The following is a 17,464-nucleotide window of genomic DNA, read 5'->3' on the forward strand; positions in this document are numbered from 1 at the left end:
TCGCTCGACTTGCATGTATTAGGCACGCCGCCAGCGTTCATCCTGAGCCAGGATCAAACTCTCCAATAAAGTTAGTTTGTCTAGCATCTAAAAATAAAAATTGACGTTTCACGTTGTTTGTTTCGTTCAGTTTTCAAAGAACTAAAAGCGGGTGAAGAGAATCGAACTCTCGACCAGAGCTTGGAAGGCTCTTGTTTTACCACTAAACTACACCCGCGTGGTCGGGAAGACAGGATTTGAACCTGCGACCCCCTGGTCCCAAACCAGGTGCTCTACCAAGCTGAGCCACTTCCCGTAATTGGCGCGCCCGAGAGGAGTCGAACCCCTAACCTCTTGATCCGTAGTCAAACGCTCTATCCAATTGAGCTACGGGCGCTTATTCATGATGTTTTTTCGTCGTTGTATTTTGGCGACTCAATTATCTTATCATACTACATTTTCAAATGCAAGTACTTTTTTAAGATTTTTTTGATGCGGCCGAGAGGACTTGAACCTCCACGGGGTTTCCCCCACTAGGCCCTCAACCTAGCGCGTCTGCCGTTCCGCCACGACCGCGCGGAAAAAACAAAAAGTGAGCCATGAAGGATTCGAACCTTCGACCCTCTGATTAAAAGTCAGATGCTCTACCAACTGAGCTAATGGCTCGTAAATGGCTGGGCTAGCTGGATTCGAACCAGCGCATGACGGAGTCAAAGTCCGTTGCCTTACCGCTTGGCTATAGCCCATCGAAAAAATATCTTATTTTCAAAGACAAATGTTATTGTACCATAATGTCCAATAAAAAACAACTGCCAATTAGCAGAAGTTAAAATGGCGGTCCCGACCGGGGTCGAACCGGCGATCTCCTGCGTGACAGGCAGGCATGTTAACCACTACACCACGGGACCATTTGGTTGCGGGGACAGGATTTGAACCTGCGACCTTCGGGTTATGAGCCCGACGAGCTACCGTACTGCTCCACCCCGCGATAATACTATTCATATAAAATTCATATGGTGGAGGATGACGGGATCGAACCGCCGACCCCCTGCTTGTAAGGCAGGTGCTCTCCCAGCTGAGCTAATCCTCCGAAGTGGTGACCCGTACGGGATTCGAACCCGTGTTACCGCCGTGAAAGGGCGGTGTCTTAACCACTTGACCAACGGGCCAATATGTATGGCAGAGAAGAAGGGATTCGAACCCTCGCACCGCGTTAGCGATCTACTCCCTTAGCAGGGGAGCCCCTTGAGCCACTTGGGTACTTCTCTGTATGGCTCCGCAGGTAGGACTCGAACCTACGACCGATCGGTTAACAGCCGATAGCTCTACCACTGAGCTACTGCGGAATAATGAAGACAATTTGTATCTTATAAAAATTCTTTCTGTAAGTCAAGAAGTTTTTAACAACATCTTGTTCAAACGTGACATGTTTATAATATACTGGATTGTGTTTTTACTGTCAAGATGTTTTCGATATCGGTTTGAGTTTCCCTTTACACTTTCCGCAGACATATCTTTTTGTATTTATTTGACGCCTTCTTACATATTGAAGTAAACACTCCATACATTCATACTTATAAATCTTTTTTTCCTTCTCTTCATTAATCATTCGTTTACAAAAACGAGGTGCATCAACTTTCTTTAACAACTCACGAAAATCTCTGTCCCTGTGCTTATACCCTCTTCCTGTAATATGCAAGTGATAATGACACAGTTCATGTTTGATGATTCCGATTAACTCCTCCTTACCATACATTTCGTAATATCGATAATTCAGTTCAACATTGTGACTCTTCAACAAATAACGCCCACCAGTTGTACGCAGCCTACTATTGAACGTTGCTTTATGTAAAAACGGCATTCCGAAGTATTGTAGCGATACTTCTTCCACTAGCCGTTGAATTTCTCCCTCGCCCATTCTCATTCCTCCTAAACAAAAAAATATTTTTACACTTTTCGCGCTTCTTATACATATATTAAATAGTACATATACCCATCCTCATTCAAGACGCGTGGTTTCTAAAAACACAACATGAATAGAAATCCACTCACCAACCTCTCATCAATAGCACTTTAGATTTTTGAGAGTAGGATTAAACAAGGAGGGATTCCTATGCCTACGTGGCTAAAAAAACAGATGCAACGTGCATATTTCGAAAAAAACCGGTATCAAATTAAATTGCTAAATGAATGCTGGTTTTATTATAGCAAAATACATCAAAACTCATAATCCATTACACTTTTTATTCTATAAAAAAAGAGCAGTTTCATCTGCTCTCTTCTCTTACTATTCAATCGGCAACATAGATAGTGCAACGCGTCCTTTTTTTGTATCAATATCATCTACCCATACTTTTACAATTTGTCCTACTGATACAACATCTAACGGATGCTTTACAAACTGTTTACTAAGCTTAGAAATATGCACTAAACCATCTTGCTTTACGCCTACATCAACAAAAGCACCAAAATCAACAACGTTACGCACTGTTCCTTCTAGTTCCATACCACGTTTTAAATCTTCTAATTTCAAAATCCCTTTTTTCAGAAGTGGTTTAGGCAACTCATCCCTCATATCTCGTTCTGGGCTAATGAGCGCATCTATAATATCAACTAACGTCGGCTCCCCAACCCCCGTTTCTTGAGACAACTTAGAAATCTCTACTTCTTCCAATCTCTTTTGTAATTGCGGTTGTCCTACGTCATCTATCGATAACCCTAAACTCTTCAATAACAATTCAACATTTTTATATTGTTCGGGATGAATACCTGTTCTATCTAATGGATTCGCTCCTTCTAATATACGCAAGAAACCTATACATTGTTCGTACGTCTTTGCACCTAAACGTGGGATTTTCTTTAATTCCGTGCGCTTTGTGAATTTCCCATCCTCTTCTCTCTTTGCCACAATATTTTTCGCAACAGTTTTCGATAAACCTGAAACATATTGTAACAATGCAACCGAAGCCGTATTTACATTAACCCCAACTTGGTTAACAGCTGTCTCTACTACAAATGTTAATGACTCATTCAATCTCTTTTGAGATACATCATGTTGGTATTGTCCAACCCCAACTGATTTAGGATCAATTTTCACAAGTTCAGCCAGTGGGTCTTGCAGACGTCTTCCAATAGAAACGGCACTTCTCTCTTCAACTTGTAAATTCGGGAATTCTTCACGAGCTAAATCAGAAGCTGAATATACACTAGCACCCGCTTCATTTACAATAATATAAAAGACTTCCTGTTTCACACTTTGTAATACATCTACTATAAATTCCTCTGTTTCTCTAGATGCTGTCCCATTACCAATTGCAATCATTTCAACTTGATATTTATCTATAATAGAAAGAACTTTCGTTTTTGCGTCATCATATTTACGAACAGGCGGATGCGGATAAATAACATCAATATGTAGTACTTTCCCCGTATCATCTACTACAGATAATTTACAACCAGTTCTATATGCCGGGTCTACCGCTAGCACGACTTTCCCTTTCATCGGAGGTTGTAATAATAAGTTACGTAAGTTCTCAGAGAAAATGTGTATCGCTTGTTCTTCAGCTGTTTCTGTTAATTCTTTACGAATTTCTCTTTCGATTGAAGATTGAATTAATCGTTTATAACCATCTTCAATCGCTAATTGTACATAATGCGCACTTTTAGAATCGTTATCACGAATTACTTTCTTATATAAGAAATTTAATATCTCATCTACTGGTGGGACAACAGAAACTCTCAATATATCTTCTTTCTCACCGCGATTCATTGCTAATACACGATGTGGTACTACTTTTTGCAATGGTTCTTCATAACTGTAATACATTTCATATATATTCTTTTCATCTTTTTCTTCACCTTTTACAGACGAAGACATAATACCTTTTCTAAAAGTAATATTTCGAATCCAACTACGATACGTAGCTTCATCTGAAATCATTTCTGCAATAATGTCTTGTGCACCTTGTAAAGCTTCTTCTGCAGATTGCACTTCTTTCTCTGCATTAATAAATTCCACTGCCTTTTTAGCCGGATCTTCTTTCTTATATAACAACAACCATTCAGCTAACGGTTCTAACCCTTTTTCTTTTGCAATCGTCGCTTTCGTTCTTCTTTTCTCTTTATATGGACGATACAAATCTTCTACTTCCTGCAACTTTGTAGCTTTAACAATTTGCTGTCTCAGCTCTCCTGTCAGTTTTCCCTTCTCATCAATAAGACGAATAACTTCTTCCTTCCTATCTTCAAGTTGCATCATATATTGCCATCTCTCTAAAATCGCACGAATTTGCACCTCATCTAAAGAGCCTGTCCATTCTTTTCGGTAACGAGCAATAAATGGAACTGTGTTACCTTCTTCTGTTAATTGAATAACATGACGAACTTGCTTTTCGCTAAAGCCTAATTCTTTCACTAACATTTTCATTAACGCTTGTCGATTATCTACCATTTCCATATACAACCGTAACCTCCTCTATAATAAAAAAAAGTTGCCCTTCAAAGAGAGCAACTTAAACTGCCGATTTAAAAATCTATTAGTCCTAAACTAATTTGTAACGCTTCATCTACACGACTCATCATCACTTCATCTAAATGAGTGATTTTGTCCGTTAAGCGTTGCTTATCGATTGTTCGAATCTGCTCAAGTAAAATAACAGAATCTCTCTCAAAACCATACTTTTTCGCATCAATTTCCACATGAGTGGGTAATTTCGCTTTTTGAATCTGTGCAGTAATAGCCGCTACAATCACCGTTGGACTAAAACGATTTCCGATGTCATTTTGAATGACAAGAACCGGACGAACGCCTCCTTGCTCAGAACCAACAACTGGGGAAAGGTCTGCAAAATACACGTCGCCGCGTTTTACAATCAAAATATTACCCCCCGCTAACTAAGCGTTCTACTGTATGAGCTGCTTCATACTCCGCTAAGAAAGCTTCAGATGCAATACCAAGATTAATTTTTCCCATTTCAATATACCCACGTCGCATTGATTCATGTTGGTAGCGTTTCTTCGTCTTATGTTGACGCAATAACAATTGTGTTGCCTGGCAAATTAGTTCATGGCGATTCTTATTCTCTTGTTTTCCAATTCCGTCCAATTCCGTTACCATTTGCTTTGGCAACCGAACCACGATTTCAGTAGTTACACTTGATTCGGACACAAAAATACACCTCCACCGTCAACTACACACCCAAATATATATATGACACCTATTGTAATAATACCATTGTATGGAGCCTGTTGCAAAGACTTCCTTATTCCTTGCTTATGTTTTCCAATTCATAAACAAAACATTCATCTTCTTAAATTTTTTATCTCATAACTAACTAAAAACAATAGAACTCCTCTTCAAAACTTACGTGTAACTTATATAAAAAATGATTATAAGTAAAAAGCTTCTCATCAAAAAGAGCTTATTATCCAGTAATGAACAGTCACTCCAATGACAAGAAGCAATCATACTACCTTCTATATATTGTTCAAGTAATTAATTATCTCTACAACCTTACCATTCCGTATAAATATTCTTGGCACACGGAAACTGATCGTTGCAATAATTTCATAATTAATAGTCCCTGAATATTCCGCAACCTCTGTAGCGCTAATATACTCATCTCCCTGCCTTCCAATAAGCGTAACTTTCGTACCAAGCGGCACTTCACAAGGAAGATGAATCATGAACTGATCCATTGTTACTCGCCCTACAATCGGTACCCTTTTACCATTTATAAGCACTTCAAATCCTTGTAATCTTCTAAGCCATCCATCTGCATAACCAATCGCTACAGTCGCGATCCATTCTTCAGTTTTCGTTCGATAAGTGACGTTATAACTAATTCCATCACCTTTAATCACCTGTTTAATATGAGCTACTTTCGTATGCAGTGATAGCGCCGGTTCTAATTCAAATGGTAAAAAAGGACGTATTTCTACAGAAGGAGATAATCCATACATTGCAATCCCAATTCGCACTGCATTAAATGTAATCCCTTGAAAACGTAACGTGGCAGCACTATTAGCTGTATGGACAAACTTAGGATCCACTCCGAATTCTTTCAACCAACTTAACTGCTCTAAGAACGTATTATATTGCTTATCAAAATACGAAGTCTCAACCTCATCTGCCGTTGCAAAATGCGTGTATACTCCTTCTAACTCTAAAAACGGTGCACCTTCTAAACTCTTTAAAAATGCTTTCAGTTCTTTTCTTTCACGTATTCCAATTCTCCCCATACCACTATCAAAGTTAATATGGAATTTCATTACAGATGAACCATCCCAAAGTTTAATTGCTTCGTCCACCCATTCTTTTTGAAAAACAGTTAGCGCTACATCATTTTCAGCAGCTACATTTACATCACGCGGCGGCGAGGGACCTAACACTAAAATCGGCACAGTAATACCAGCCCTCCGAAGCACTAAAGCTTCATCTAAAAAAGCAACTGCTAACCTTGTTGCACCCGCTTCTAATGCCGTTTTAGCCACCGGTACATAATCGTGCCCATATGCATTTGCTTTAACTACAGCAAAAATCTCTACATCACTTGGGATGAACTCTTTAATATGCGTAACGTTGTTATAAATGGCATCTAAATCCACTTCCACCCAAGTGTCACGGTAAAATGGTGCTTCTTCCATAAATACACTTCCTTATACACGATATGCGAAGCTTATTCTTTTATATGCTTCTTTTATGAAATCCACCTTCAAACTAAGAAAAGACGTGGTGCACATATATCACCACGTCTAAGAAGTTTACTTCACCTGCTTCGCTGTAACTGAACGAGCAACCATTAGTAGCTCCTTCGGCTCTAAACCTTTAGACACGAGCATATATTCTACTCCGTTATGCGACCACGTTACAGAGTCTTTCGTCAATGCACCAATCGTAAACCCAAGATCAACTGGTTCTCCACTTACACTTACCGCTGATGAAGCCTCTGCAACTTTTGCCTTTTCTTGTATTAAAGTAAAGGATTTCTTATTTCCAGTGTATGTGAGTATCGCACGCTTGCCACTGTCTGTCTTCAACTCTTTTTCATCTTGCAGAGTCATACCTTGCGGTGTATCAAGTGGATACAAAATAGCAAACGGTTTGTCTTCTTTTGCTGTTGTTTGAACATCTACCTGCGCTCTAGACATATTTTGTTTCGTATCAAATGCACCTTTATCAAATTTCGCATCGAATTTCACCTTAGAGAAATCTACTTTTACAAGAACATTTTGATCATTATCCATTAACTTCACTGAAACTGGAGTCAAATCGCTCTTCTTCAGCGTAATCTCTTGTTTCGGCAACATATTTTGATGTTGATAGTTTGTTTTTGTTTTAAAAATATAATACTTATCTGTTTTCTCGAAAGTAAGGTTTTTCTTATCCTGCAAAATATCTCTTACAAGTGATTCATATAAATAAGCCTGGCTGCTATTTTGCGGCCAATCACTTTGAAAACGGAAGCTCTTATTAAGTGCTGGCGTTAATACAAATACACCTTCTTCATTTCTTAAAATGATTTGGCTCTGATCTTTTTTTGCATTCTTTAAATTCACACGATAAAAAGACGGTTCCTTATGCCAAATCTCTACATTATACTCCTGAGGCTCATTCCCTGTTTTAATAGATAATTTCGCTTCAGCTTGATAACTTTTCATCCCTTTTACTTTCGCCTCTAAATCTCTCACGACATCATCTTGTTTCTTTTCCACACAACCCGCCAACACAAAAACGGTCAACAAACCGACAAGAACTAAAAACAGACGCCTTTTCATCACTTCAGCCCCTTTGCCCCTATAAATGAATGGAAGATGTACCTTCCTTATCGCTACCTCAAATATATGAGACAAAGATATAAAATATGCAGACTAGCGTGACGAGCTTTCTAAAACAACTTGAGCAACAGCAAATTCCTTACTATGACTAATTGATAAATGAACAACATACTCTGTACTTGTAATCAGCATCGGCTTACCTCTTTCATCATTTTTCACTTCAATATCTAAAAAGCTCACTTCTTTCCCGATACCAGTACCTACAGCTTTTGAATACGCCTCTTTCGCTGCAAACCTTCCAGCTACAAACTCTGTAAGACGACTTCCTTTCAGCTCCATAGCAACATTACGTTCATTTTCTGTTAAAATACGTTCCATAAATTTAAGCTTTCCATCTAGCATTTTTTCAATACGATTTAATTCAATAATATCGATTCCAATCCCTATAATCATTTCAAAATCCCCTTCTTCTATTTAACTTTCTTCTTTCATATTGATAAGAATAACAGAGAATCTTTCTGATGCAAAAGGGGTGATAGTAACCGTATGCTAATAAGATCTACTCAGATTTCTTTACAACCGACTATTCTCACCTTACTTTTTATTCACTTAGTCATGATGATATTAGGCGACTTTTTCCTCTTCCCACTGGCAGCCTCTAATGAATATATCGCTAAAGGAGAATGGTGGCGTGTCATAACTTCCCTTCTGGTACACGTAGACTTACAACATTTTCTTTCTAATAGTATTTTTTTGTTTGCACTTGGTTCTTCTATCGAAAAGCAACTCGGACACTTTTCTTTTTTTATTCTATTTTTTCTTTCTGGAATTTCCGGAAATATTTCTTCTTATATTATTATGCCTCCTGAATATATTCACGCAGGTGCATCAGGTGGTATTTTCGGACTATTAGGCGCACAATTATTTTTATTGTACAATCGATACCGCTCTTCAAAACCAAAAGAAATTGCCATTTTCTCAATTGTGATACTTCTATTACTGCTATTTACTTTCTTTAATCCTTCCGCCAATCCGATCAGTCATTTAACAGGTTTAATAACCGGCGGCATTTTAACTCCTTTTTTAACAAAAAAAAACGATGGTGCAAAGCTTATTTAATATAAAAGCTTGCACCATCGATAATTTCTACATCTACCTGTTCGTTTAAATCCCTCATTAATTGAAATAAAGACTCATCCTTCATCTTCGCCTCAATCATACAATCAATTTGCGGAACACTTCCCTTTATCCTTCTTAAAAAAGATAAAAATGCGTCTACATTAATATAATCTGCATGAGCTCTTGGATCTTTTCCCTCTCTAGGGCTAGAGATATGCATTTTAACCGGTAACAAAGATGTTTCCCACGTATGAACAACACGTGCCCAATCTTCATACCAATCTTCTTGCTCATTATTCATCATATGGTGATGCAAATCAAACACGACGGGAATATCTAATTTTTCTCCTAAATATAATGTTTCCTCTAACGTAAAAGTTGTATCATCATTTTCTAATATAATCATTTCTTGAATACCCCTTGGGACATTAGACCAATTCTCTATAAAACGCTCTAATGCAAGTTCTTTATCTTTATACCCTCCTCCAACATGTAGTACACATCGTTGCTTATGTTCAATCCCCATGCCTTTTAATAATTTTTTGTGCATCTGCAATGTCTTTACAGATTGTTTAAAAACACTCTCCTCAGGTGAATTTAGTACAACAAAATGATCTGGATGGAAATCAATTCGCATATTCATATGAATTGCATATTCACCTAATTCTTTCAATTTTTCTTTTAAAGGACGAATATAGTTCCACTCTAGCAATTCCTCATGATTCGCTAAAGGAATGAGCTTAGAACTAAGCCGAAAGAAAGATATGTCATGTCCCTTATTATGCTTTAATAAACGTAAACAATTTTCCAAATTGGAATTAGCAATTCTTTCAAGTTTACGAATTGCAGCATCACGATCATCTATTTTCTGAAACTGTGCGTACGTCATCGTTTGAGATGGGGATGCATTCTTCAAATGCACACTCATCGCAACGTAACCAAGCCTTACAAGCATATAACAGCCCCTTTTCTATCATAACTACTATGTAGTATGCACAATTACAGAAATAAAAAAAGAGAATGCCAACAAAGGGCATTCTCTTTTTTATTAAGCTTGTGGACGGCTATGATGTTTTCTTTCGCCGCGTCCATTTGAAGATCCTGGGCGACCTTGACCTTCACCTCTACGACCACGACTACCACCATCACGATTACGATCACGGTTTCCATCACGATTGCGATCACGGTTTCCGTCACGATTACGTCCATCACGGTTACGACCATCGCCACCGCCACGTCCGTCACGACTACGATTACGGTTACCATCACGGTATCCGCCTCCGTTACCGCCACGTTTTTTAGAACCGCCACCTCTTGAAACAACTGGTGGTTCTGATGTTAAAGCGATCGGAGTTGTATCCGGCTCTTTAGTCATCATTTTTAAAGCAGCAGCTACTACTGTTACAGAGTCATTCTCTTCTAACATTTCTTCTGCAATACGCTTGTAGTATGATAAGTTCTCATTTTGGATTGTGCTTTGAAGTTTTTCAGCGATTAAACGTTGTTGACCTTCTAATGCCTCATCAAGTGTCGGTGCTTCCATACGATCAACTTTACGCTTTGTTGTACGCTCGATATTTTTTAATTGTCCTGATTCACGTGGTGTTACAAATAACATTGCAATACCTTTTTTACCTGCACGGCCAGTACGACCGATACGGTGAACGTATGATTCTGGATCTTGTGGGATATCGAAGTTGTATACGTGTGTTACGCCTGAAATATCAAGACCACGTGCAGCAACGTCTGTTGCAACAAGAACTTCAATAGCACCTTCTTTAAATTTACGTAATACAGACATACGTTTCGCCTGTGTTAAGTCACCATGAATACCTTCTGCTGCATAACCACGTAAGTTTAATGCTTCTGATAATTCATCAACACGACGCTTTGTACGACCGAATACGATCGCAAGCTCTGGAGATTGAATATCTAGTAAGCGTGTTAACACGTCAAACTTTTTCTTTTCTTGCACTTCTAAATAGAACTGCTGAATGTTTGGCATTGTTACTTCTTTTGCTTTTACTTTAATGTGTTGAGGCTCAGTCATGAAACGCTCAGCAATACGACGGATTGGATCTGGCATTGTCGCTGAGAATAATAATGTTTGATGTGTTTCTGGCACATCTGTTAAAATCGCTTCAATATCTTCAATGAAGCCCATGTTTAACATTTCATCCGCTTCATCAAGAACAACAGTCTCTACGTTTTGTAAGCGAAGTGTTTTACGGTTAATATGATCTAAAATACGACCCGGCGTACCAACAATAATGTGTGGGTGTTTTTTTAGAGCACGAATTTGGCGGTTAATATCTTGACCACCATAAATTGGTAGAATACGAACACGTTTATGTTTACCAATTTTGTATAGCTCTTCTCCAACTTGAATTGCTAATTCACGCGTTGGCGCGATAACAATACCTTGAACTGCTTCTTTATTTGTATCCACTTTATCTAATAGTGGTAATCCGAATGCTGCTGTTTTCCCTGTACCTGTTTGCGCTTGCCCAATAATATCCTTACCTTGCAATGCATGTGGAATTGTTTCAGCTTGAATCGGCGTAGCCTCTTCAAAGCCCATACTTTCAACCGATTGCAGTAAAGACTCACTTAATCCTAATTCTCGAAATGTTGTCAATGTTACTTCTCCTTTTCTATCCTATACTTATCATTTAAAAAAAGGCGTTTTCCGAATTTGCGGAAAAGCCCTTTTCCTGAATGCTCACGTATATAACCGGGCGTATATTCTTCACGAAAATACTTCTAAACGTTATTACACTTTATCAATTATAAGTTTTGTATGTGTAAAAAGCAAACCCAACTGTTACCTTATTTTATATTCAGGGCCTTTTTCTTTACTTTTATTTTTTTATCATTTACTGTAAGCGCTTATTATAAGTTTCTTCTATTTTCGTGACTATCATCCCTATTTATATACACCAATTATTTCAACATCGTAATTACTTCTTCTAATTTCATACCGCGAGATGCTTTTATTAATACAACATCTTTCGCATCGACTACTGCTTGTAAATCTCTTACTAACTCTTCTTTATTATCATACGCCTTTACACGTTCATTAGGGAAATTAATTTTCGCTCCTTCAGCAATTTGAGCTCCTAATCTACCGTATGTGAATACATGTGAGATTTTTGCTGGATCGATTAATTTACCTACCTCATAATGGAACTGCACTTCTTGATTTCCAAGTTCTAACATATCACCAAGCACAACGATTTTTTTAGTAAATCCATCTAAACCATTCATTAAATGGAATGCTGCCTCCATAGCCGTCGGACTTGCATTATAAGCATCGTTGATAATTGTTAATCCACTATCCGTTTTTACAATCTCCATACGCATGCCCGTCATTTGAAGTGTTACTAAACCTTGTTTCATTTCTTCCCACGTCACACCAAAATGTGTCGCAATTGCCATTGAAGCAAGTGTATTGTACACATTATGTTTTCCTAACACCGGTAGGTAGAATGAAATATTTTCATCTCTATTCATTTTAAAATGTGTCCCAGTTGCCTGTAATGTTACAGTTGTTGGATAGTAATCGTTGGCTCTTGCATCACCAAACGTAACTGTTTCCGCTGCTAAATTCATTTCAGGAACACGATTCGTTAATAACGGCTCATCTCCATTATATACGAACACGCCACCTTCTTGTAACCCTGTAACAATTTCTAATTTCGCTTCAGCAATGGCCTCACGAGATCCTAAATCCATTAAATGTGCTTCACCAATATTCGTAATGATAGCTGCATTAGGACGAGCTAACTTAGATAAAAATTCAATCTCTCCTCGGCTTGACATACCCATTTCTAATACAGCTACTTCTGTATTTTCTTCTAAGTTTAAAATAGTGAGAGGTAACCCAATATGGTTATTGAAATTCCCTTCTGTTTTTTGAACTTTGAACTTAGTCGCGAGAATACTTGTCACAATATCTTTCGTGGATGTTTTACCGTTACTACCTGTCACACCAACAACTTTAACATCCAATTGATCGCGATAGTTTTTCGCTAACATTTGCAGTGCAGATAGCGTATCTTCTACAAAAATAACCGGAAGATTCTCGGGTGGATTTGCTACATCTTTCATCCACAATGTAGCTACAGCTCCATTTTCAACTGCTTTATCTACAAAAGCATGTCCATCGAAACGCTCCCCTTGAATCGGAACATATAAGTTTCCTTTTTCAATTTTTCTCGTATCAATAGACACGCCTTGAATAATAGTTCCCTCATATTGCTCTGCTAATCCAGTACCATTTACCATCTGTTCTACTTGCTTTAACATTCGCTTTATCATATAGAAACGCTCCTTACATAGAGGAAGCACTATTCCTACGAATAGTGCTTCCTCCTTTTTTTGTTAGATTGTATATTTAATTTTTTGTTTTTCTTCGTGACGTTCAATCGCTAAACGAATTAACTCTTCGATTAACTCTGGATACGGTAACCCAGTATGTTGCCATAATAGAGGGAACATACTAAACGGTGTAAATCCTGGCATAGTGTTTACTTCGTTAATATACACTTCTCCGTCTTTCGTTAAGAAGAAATCAGCTCGCGTTAAGCCTGCACCATCTAATGATTGGAACGCAATAATTGCATCACGCTTAATCACATCAGATTCTTCTTCTGTCATTTCAGCTGGAATAATTAACGCCGTATCACCATCGATATATTTCGACTTATAATCATAGAAGTCCTTTTTCGGAACGATTTCACCTACAACTGAACATTTCGGCTCATCATTACCTAGTACCCCAACTTCTACTTCACGACCTACAATATTTTCTTCTACAATAATTTTGCGATCAAATTGGAATGCCTCTACAAATGCATTCTCAAGTTCTTCACGATTTTTACACTTATTAATACCAACACTTGAACCAAGGTTTGCTGGTTTTACGAAACAAGGATATCCTAATTTATCTTCTACTTTAGAATAAGCTTCCTGACGATCTTTTTCCCATGCACTGCGAATGAAAGACGCATATTTTGCTTGTTTTAAACCAGCCTCTGCAAAGATGTTTTTCATAACAACTTTATCCATACCAGCAGATGATGCTAGAACACCATTTCCTACATAAGGAATATTCATCAATTCTAATAATCCTTGAACCGTTCCATCTTCACCGTTTGGTCCATGTAGTAATGGGAAAATAACGTCAATAGCGTTTTCCTCAGAAGCTGCAGATGGAATAATCTCTGTACTTAATGATAACGGAGAAATCGCATTTTCTGCACTACTCATTTTTAAAGCTTCAACATCTGTTACTTCACCTTCAATACGCTCACCACGTACCCATTGACCTTGTTCTGTAATATAAATTGGATGAATCTCGAATTTATCTTGATTTAACGCTTTAATAGCAGCAAGAGCCGTCTGTAACGAAACTTGATGCTCAGCTGATTTTCCACCATATAATAAACCTAATTTAATTTTTGTCACTGAAATCACCCTAACCAATTGTTTTCATTTTTCTATTTTAGCACTTTTTATAAAAATAGGTAGTTCCTATTTGAAATAAAATGTAACTTCCACAAATAATTAAATGACACTACTTATTGGTTTTCTACACTTTTTCTATTCCACTACTATACAAAGGTGAATTTTAAAATGAAATGGTAATCCTATCTAGTTATGTACCTAAAATATGTAGAAATCCCCTTTTTTGTGTATGTCACCTATTTACTAAGAAGATTGTTTGGTTAGTGTATCTTTTTGCCTTTGCTCAACAAGGCGATCTAAAGAAATATATACAATACCTGCAACTACACATCCTACAGCTAAAATTGTAAATAGCAAGTGGCCAAGTAATCGATCTAATAAAAAGCCTCCCAAAAGTGGACCAAATGCGCTTCCTGTAATCCACTGCAAACTTGCAGCGCCCATATAAGTCCCTCTCAAATGCTCAGGGGCCAAGTTTGCTACAAATGTCATCTGTACAGGCGACATAATCATCTCACCTAACGTATATATAGCATAAACGAACAGTAGTGTTATTAAAATAACTGTAGCATTTGTATTAAACTCTCCAAACCACTTCGGTAACCACCCTATAAAAAATAATCCAATCCCGAACAAACATGCACCATATAACATCGTCTTCCCGACTGGTTTATCCGTAGCCCATTTTGAAATTTGAAATTGGAATAAAACAACTAATAGTCCGTTTAACGCCATTAAATATGGATATGGATTATTCGCTCCAAAAATACGCTTCATTTCGTTATCAAAATGTAGTGGCAACATGCCTTCTGTTTGAGAAAACCCCATCGAAATGATAATACCTGCTAATAAGTAAATCATTAATGCCTTATCTCGCATGACAATTTTCCAAACTGCCCCAGATTCCTTTTCTTTATGTTCTTCCTTATCTGTCCTCTTTGGCATCGTCTCTTGAATAAGAAGTAATACAAGTAACGCATAAAATAGCATTGTAGAAGAGGCAATAATAAACACAAGATTCTTTGACAACACAACTACTGATGCTCCCATTATCGGACCAATCGCAGCACCTATATTGTGTCCCATTCGTAATAAACCATATGCCTCTGTTCTTTTTTCTGGTGCCGTTACATCTGCGACCATAGCTGATGCAGCTGGATGAAATAAAGAATTACTCAATCCTAAAAAAATAGATAAAATTGCATATGGAATAAATCCTTCTATAAATAGAAAACCGAGCATTAATAATGCATTACTTGCCATAGAAAATATCATAATCGGCTTTCTTCCATATATGTCAGCAATTCTCCCTCCTATAAGTGAACCAAAGCTTGCAGCAATTGGAGAAAGCGCCATAATAACCCCAACTTCCAACAACGAATCTACCTTATCTTTTAAATATAATGCAAAAAAAGGCATTAACATCATCATTGCAATTCCATTTAACGTCTCTCCAATAAATCGAATCCATACGTTACGGTCCATCTCCCTTAACTCACGCCACGTATTTTTCATCATTTCACTCCTTTAGTTAGCCAACAATTATCTTATAATAAGTTCAGAAAAATGTAAATTTTCAAATAAAAAAATCCATTCTAACAGAATTAGAATGGATTTTTTTCGCTTATAAATTCGCAACATCTTCTTCTTTTTTACTATTATTTAAAGCACTATGTTTTCGGCTATATAAGAAGTAAACCGCTATACCAATAACCATCCATATCCCAAAACTAATCCATGCTGTCCCCGATAATTGAAGCATTAAGTATAAACAGAAAATCACTGTTAACGCTGGTAAAAATGGTACAAGCGGAGCCTTAAATGCCCTTGGTAAGTCTGGATGGGTTCTTCTCATTACAATTACCGCAACAGCTACGAGTGCAAATGCTGACAATGTCCCCATGTTTACAAGATGTGCTAAAACATTTAAATCTATTAATCCTGAAATCAGTGCCGCAATAATTCCCGTTGTCCATGTATTTAAAAATGGCGTTTTAAATTTCGGATGAACTTTAGCAAGACGCTTCGGTAATAAACCATCTCGGCTCATCGCATAAGAAACACGAACTTGCCCATACATCATAACTAGCATTACTGTTGTAATCCCTGTAATTGCTCCTACTGAAATTACCCCCGCTAAGCCATCTTGTCCAATAAATTGCAGTGCAAAAGCAACTGGATCTGATATATTTAGCTGGCCGTATGGAACAATTCCTGTCAAAATAAGCGAAACAACGATATAAAGAACTGTACAAATTAATAACGATGCAATAATACCAATTGGTAAATCACGTTGCGGACGTTTCACTTCTTCTGCCGCTGTTGAAACTGCATCAAATCCTATAAATGCAAAGAATACTGTGGCCGCTCCAGCCATTACACCATCTAAACCAAATGGCATGAAAGGCGTCCAGTTTTCAGGTTTCACATAATTAAAACCAGCAAAAATAAAAATAAGAACAACTGCTATTTTAATAAATACCATAACGTTATTTACTCGTGCACTTTCACGAACACCTCTAGATAAAAGAACTGTCATCACTAAAATAATTAGAACTGCAGGTAGATCAATTATCCCACCCTTTCCTGTACCAGGAGCCGAGGAGAGAATAGTCGGAATGTGGATTCCAAACCCCTTTAATAAAGATTGAAAATATGCAGACCAACCGTTTGCTACAGCAGATGTAGCAAGTAAATATTCAAGCATTAAGTCCCAGCCAATTAAAAATGCGAATACTTCCCCCATCGTCGCGTATGTATACGTATACACACTGCCCGAGACAGGAACTGAAGAAGCAAATTCAGCATAACAAAATGCAGCAAAGGCACAAGCTAGCGCGGCAATCGCAAATGATAATATAATAGCTGGCCCAGAATGTTTCGCTGCCACAACACCCGTTAGAACAAAAATACCAGTTCCAACAATTGCTCCGATTCCAAGCATAGTTAAATCTAGCGCGCCCAATGTTCTTGCTAACGTTTTTTGCTTACTTTCTTGCATTAACTTTGCAATTGGCTTCTTTTGAAAAATTTGCTTCATCTTTCACTCCTCCAAGTTTTAAATTTTCTGAAAATTTTTAATTCGCTTTTTTATTTTACTCATTACGCTTTTCCTAGTCAA

General features: G+C 37.6%; 15 protein-coding genes, 12 tRNA genes and 1 rRNA gene. 2 read left to right on the forward strand and 26 right to left on the reverse strand.

Annotation, left to right across the window (positions count from 1 at the left end):
• The 14 genes from ACO6VI_RS20675 to ACO6VI_RS20740 all read right to left on the reverse strand — a co-directional run.
• A 16S ribosomal RNA gene (locus tag ACO6VI_RS20675) occupies window positions 1–69 on the reverse strand; the annotation flags it as partial.
• A gap of 77 nt (window positions 70–146) precedes the next feature.
• Window positions 147–217: transfer RNA gene (locus ACO6VI_RS20680), tRNA-Gly, on the reverse strand.
• 1 nt (window position 218) lies between these two features.
• Window positions 219–295 (reverse strand) — tRNA-Pro (locus ACO6VI_RS20685).
• Between the two features lie 4 nt (window positions 296–299).
• Window positions 300–376: transfer RNA gene (locus tag ACO6VI_RS20690), tRNA-Arg, on the reverse strand.
• A 96-nt stretch (window positions 377–472) separates the two neighbouring features.
• Window positions 473–555: transfer RNA gene (locus ACO6VI_RS20695), tRNA-Leu, on the reverse strand.
• Between the two features lie 17 nt (window positions 556–572).
• A tRNA-Lys gene (locus ACO6VI_RS20700) sits at window positions 573–645 on the reverse strand.
• A gap of 5 nt (window positions 646–650) precedes the next feature.
• Window positions 651–725, reverse strand: a tRNA-Gln gene (locus ACO6VI_RS20705).
• Window positions 726–811: 86 nt separating this feature from the next.
• A tRNA-Asp gene (locus tag ACO6VI_RS20710) sits at window positions 812–887 on the reverse strand.
• Window positions 888–890: 3 nt separating this feature from the next.
• Window positions 891–967, reverse strand: a tRNA-Met gene (locus tag ACO6VI_RS20715).
• Window positions 968–993: 26 nt separating this feature from the next.
• Window positions 994–1,069 (reverse strand) — tRNA-Val (locus ACO6VI_RS20720).
• A gap of 4 nt (window positions 1,070–1,073) precedes the next feature.
• Window positions 1,074–1,148: transfer RNA gene (locus ACO6VI_RS20725), tRNA-Glu, on the reverse strand.
• Between the two features lie 8 nt (window positions 1,149–1,156).
• Window positions 1,157–1,247: transfer RNA gene (locus ACO6VI_RS20730), tRNA-Ser, on the reverse strand.
• Between the two features lie 3 nt (window positions 1,248–1,250).
• Window positions 1,251–1,325, reverse strand: a tRNA-Asn gene (locus ACO6VI_RS20735).
• 113 nt (window positions 1,326–1,438) lie between these two features.
• A complete protein-coding gene (locus ACO6VI_RS20740) occupies window positions 1,439–1,897 on the reverse strand; it encodes a SprT family protein (RefSeq protein WP_000503730.1) in 459 nt (152 codons plus the stop codon).
• Between the two features lie 195 nt (window positions 1,898–2,092).
• Here ACO6VI_RS20740 and cmpA point away from each other — a divergent pair, with 195 nt between their 5' ends.
• Window positions 2,093–2,209, forward strand: a complete 117-nt coding sequence (cmpA, locus tag ACO6VI_RS20745; protein WP_001143640.1) for a cortex morphogenetic protein CmpA — start codon at window positions 2,093–2,095, stop codon at window positions 2,207–2,209.
• 57 nt (window positions 2,210–2,266) lie between these two features.
• Here the strand turns inward: cmpA and ACO6VI_RS20750 are convergent, their stop codons facing one another.
• The 6 genes from ACO6VI_RS20750 to acpS form a co-directional block, all read right to left on the reverse strand.
• Window positions 2,267–4,435: a Tex family protein gene (locus ACO6VI_RS20750; protein ID WP_000426207.1), complete on the reverse strand. Its 2,169-nt coding sequence runs from the start codon at window positions 4,433–4,435 to the stop codon at window positions 2,267–2,269.
• 68 nt (window positions 4,436–4,503) lie between these two features.
• Window positions 4,504–4,854: a type II toxin-antitoxin system endoribonuclease NdoA gene (gene ndoA, locus ACO6VI_RS20755; RefSeq protein WP_000635965.1), complete on the reverse strand. Its 351-nt coding sequence runs from the start codon at window positions 4,852–4,854 to the stop codon at window positions 4,504–4,506.
• 4 nt (window positions 4,855–4,858) lie between these two features.
• A complete protein-coding gene (locus ACO6VI_RS20760) occupies window positions 4,859–5,146 on the reverse strand; it encodes an antitoxin EndoAI (RefSeq protein WP_000004570.1) in 288 nt (95 codons plus the stop codon).
• Window positions 5,147–5,454: 308 nt separating this feature from the next.
• Window positions 5,455–6,624, reverse strand: coding sequence for an alanine racemase (gene alr / locus ACO6VI_RS20765; RefSeq protein ID WP_000390593.1), 1,170 nt, complete (start codon window positions 6,622–6,624; stop codon window positions 5,455–5,457).
• A gap of 117 nt (window positions 6,625–6,741) precedes the next feature.
• Window positions 6,742–7,692 carry a LolA family protein gene (locus tag ACO6VI_RS20770; protein WP_002094231.1) on the reverse strand — a complete coding sequence of 317 codons (951 nt, stop codon included), beginning with the start codon at window positions 7,690–7,692 and terminating at the stop codon, window positions 6,742–6,744.
• A gap of 156 nt (window positions 7,693–7,848) precedes the next feature.
• The gene (acpS, locus tag ACO6VI_RS20775; protein ID WP_000583419.1) at window positions 7,849–8,208 is read right to left on the reverse strand and encodes a holo-ACP synthase; all 360 of its coding nucleotides are present in this window, start codon (window positions 8,206–8,208) and stop codon (window positions 7,849–7,851) included.
• Window positions 8,209–8,301: 93 nt separating this feature from the next.
• Here acpS and ACO6VI_RS20780 point away from each other — a divergent pair, with 93 nt between their 5' ends.
• Window positions 8,302–8,874 (forward strand): rhomboid family intramembrane serine protease, encoded by a 573-nt coding sequence (locus ACO6VI_RS20780; protein WP_000908526.1) that lies wholly within the window; start codon window positions 8,302–8,304, stop codon window positions 8,872–8,874.
• Here ACO6VI_RS20780 and uvsE read toward each other — a convergent pair.
• The 6 genes from uvsE to ACO6VI_RS20810 all read right to left on the reverse strand — a co-directional run bounded on the left by uvsE (window position 8,867) and on the right by ACO6VI_RS20810 (window position 17,383).
• Window positions 8,867–9,829, reverse strand: a complete 963-nt coding sequence (gene uvsE / locus ACO6VI_RS20785; protein WP_000961144.1) for a UV DNA damage repair endonuclease UvsE — start codon at window positions 9,827–9,829, stop codon at window positions 8,867–8,869. The two genes, ACO6VI_RS20780 and uvsE, sit on opposite strands and share 8 nt — an antisense overlap.
• A 93-nt stretch (window positions 9,830–9,922) precedes the next feature.
• Complete coding sequence (locus ACO6VI_RS20790) at window positions 9,923–11,512, reverse strand: DEAD/DEAH box helicase (protein ID WP_000206602.1); 1,590 nt, start codon at window positions 11,510–11,512, stop codon at window positions 9,923–9,925.
• A 305-nt stretch (window positions 11,513–11,817) separates the two neighbouring features.
• Complete coding sequence (murF, locus tag ACO6VI_RS20795) at window positions 11,818–13,194, reverse strand: UDP-N-acetylmuramoyl-tripeptide--D-alanyl-D-alanine ligase (RefSeq protein WP_000595969.1); 1,377 nt, start codon at window positions 13,192–13,194, stop codon at window positions 11,818–11,820.
• 63 nt (window positions 13,195–13,257) lie between these two features.
• Complete coding sequence (locus ACO6VI_RS20800; RefSeq protein WP_000161433.1) at window positions 13,258–14,343, reverse strand: D-alanine--D-alanine ligase; 1,086 nt, start codon at window positions 14,341–14,343, stop codon at window positions 13,258–13,260.
• A gap of 243 nt (window positions 14,344–14,586) precedes the next feature.
• Window positions 14,587–15,858 (reverse strand): MDR family MFS transporter, encoded by a 1,272-nt coding sequence (locus ACO6VI_RS20805; protein WP_000799720.1) that lies wholly within the window; start codon window positions 15,856–15,858, stop codon window positions 14,587–14,589.
• Between the two features lie 109 nt (window positions 15,859–15,967).
• Window positions 15,968–17,383, reverse strand: a complete 1,416-nt coding sequence (locus ACO6VI_RS20810) for an amino acid permease (protein ID WP_000809371.1) — start codon at window positions 17,381–17,383, stop codon at window positions 15,968–15,970.
• Between the last annotated feature and the right edge of the window lie 81 nt (window positions 17,384–17,464).

It is taken from the genome of Bacillus sp. PSXD-155 (assembly GCF_049310765.1).
GTDB lineage: Bacteria > Bacillota > Bacilli > Bacillales > Bacillaceae_G > Bacillus_A > Bacillus_A cereus.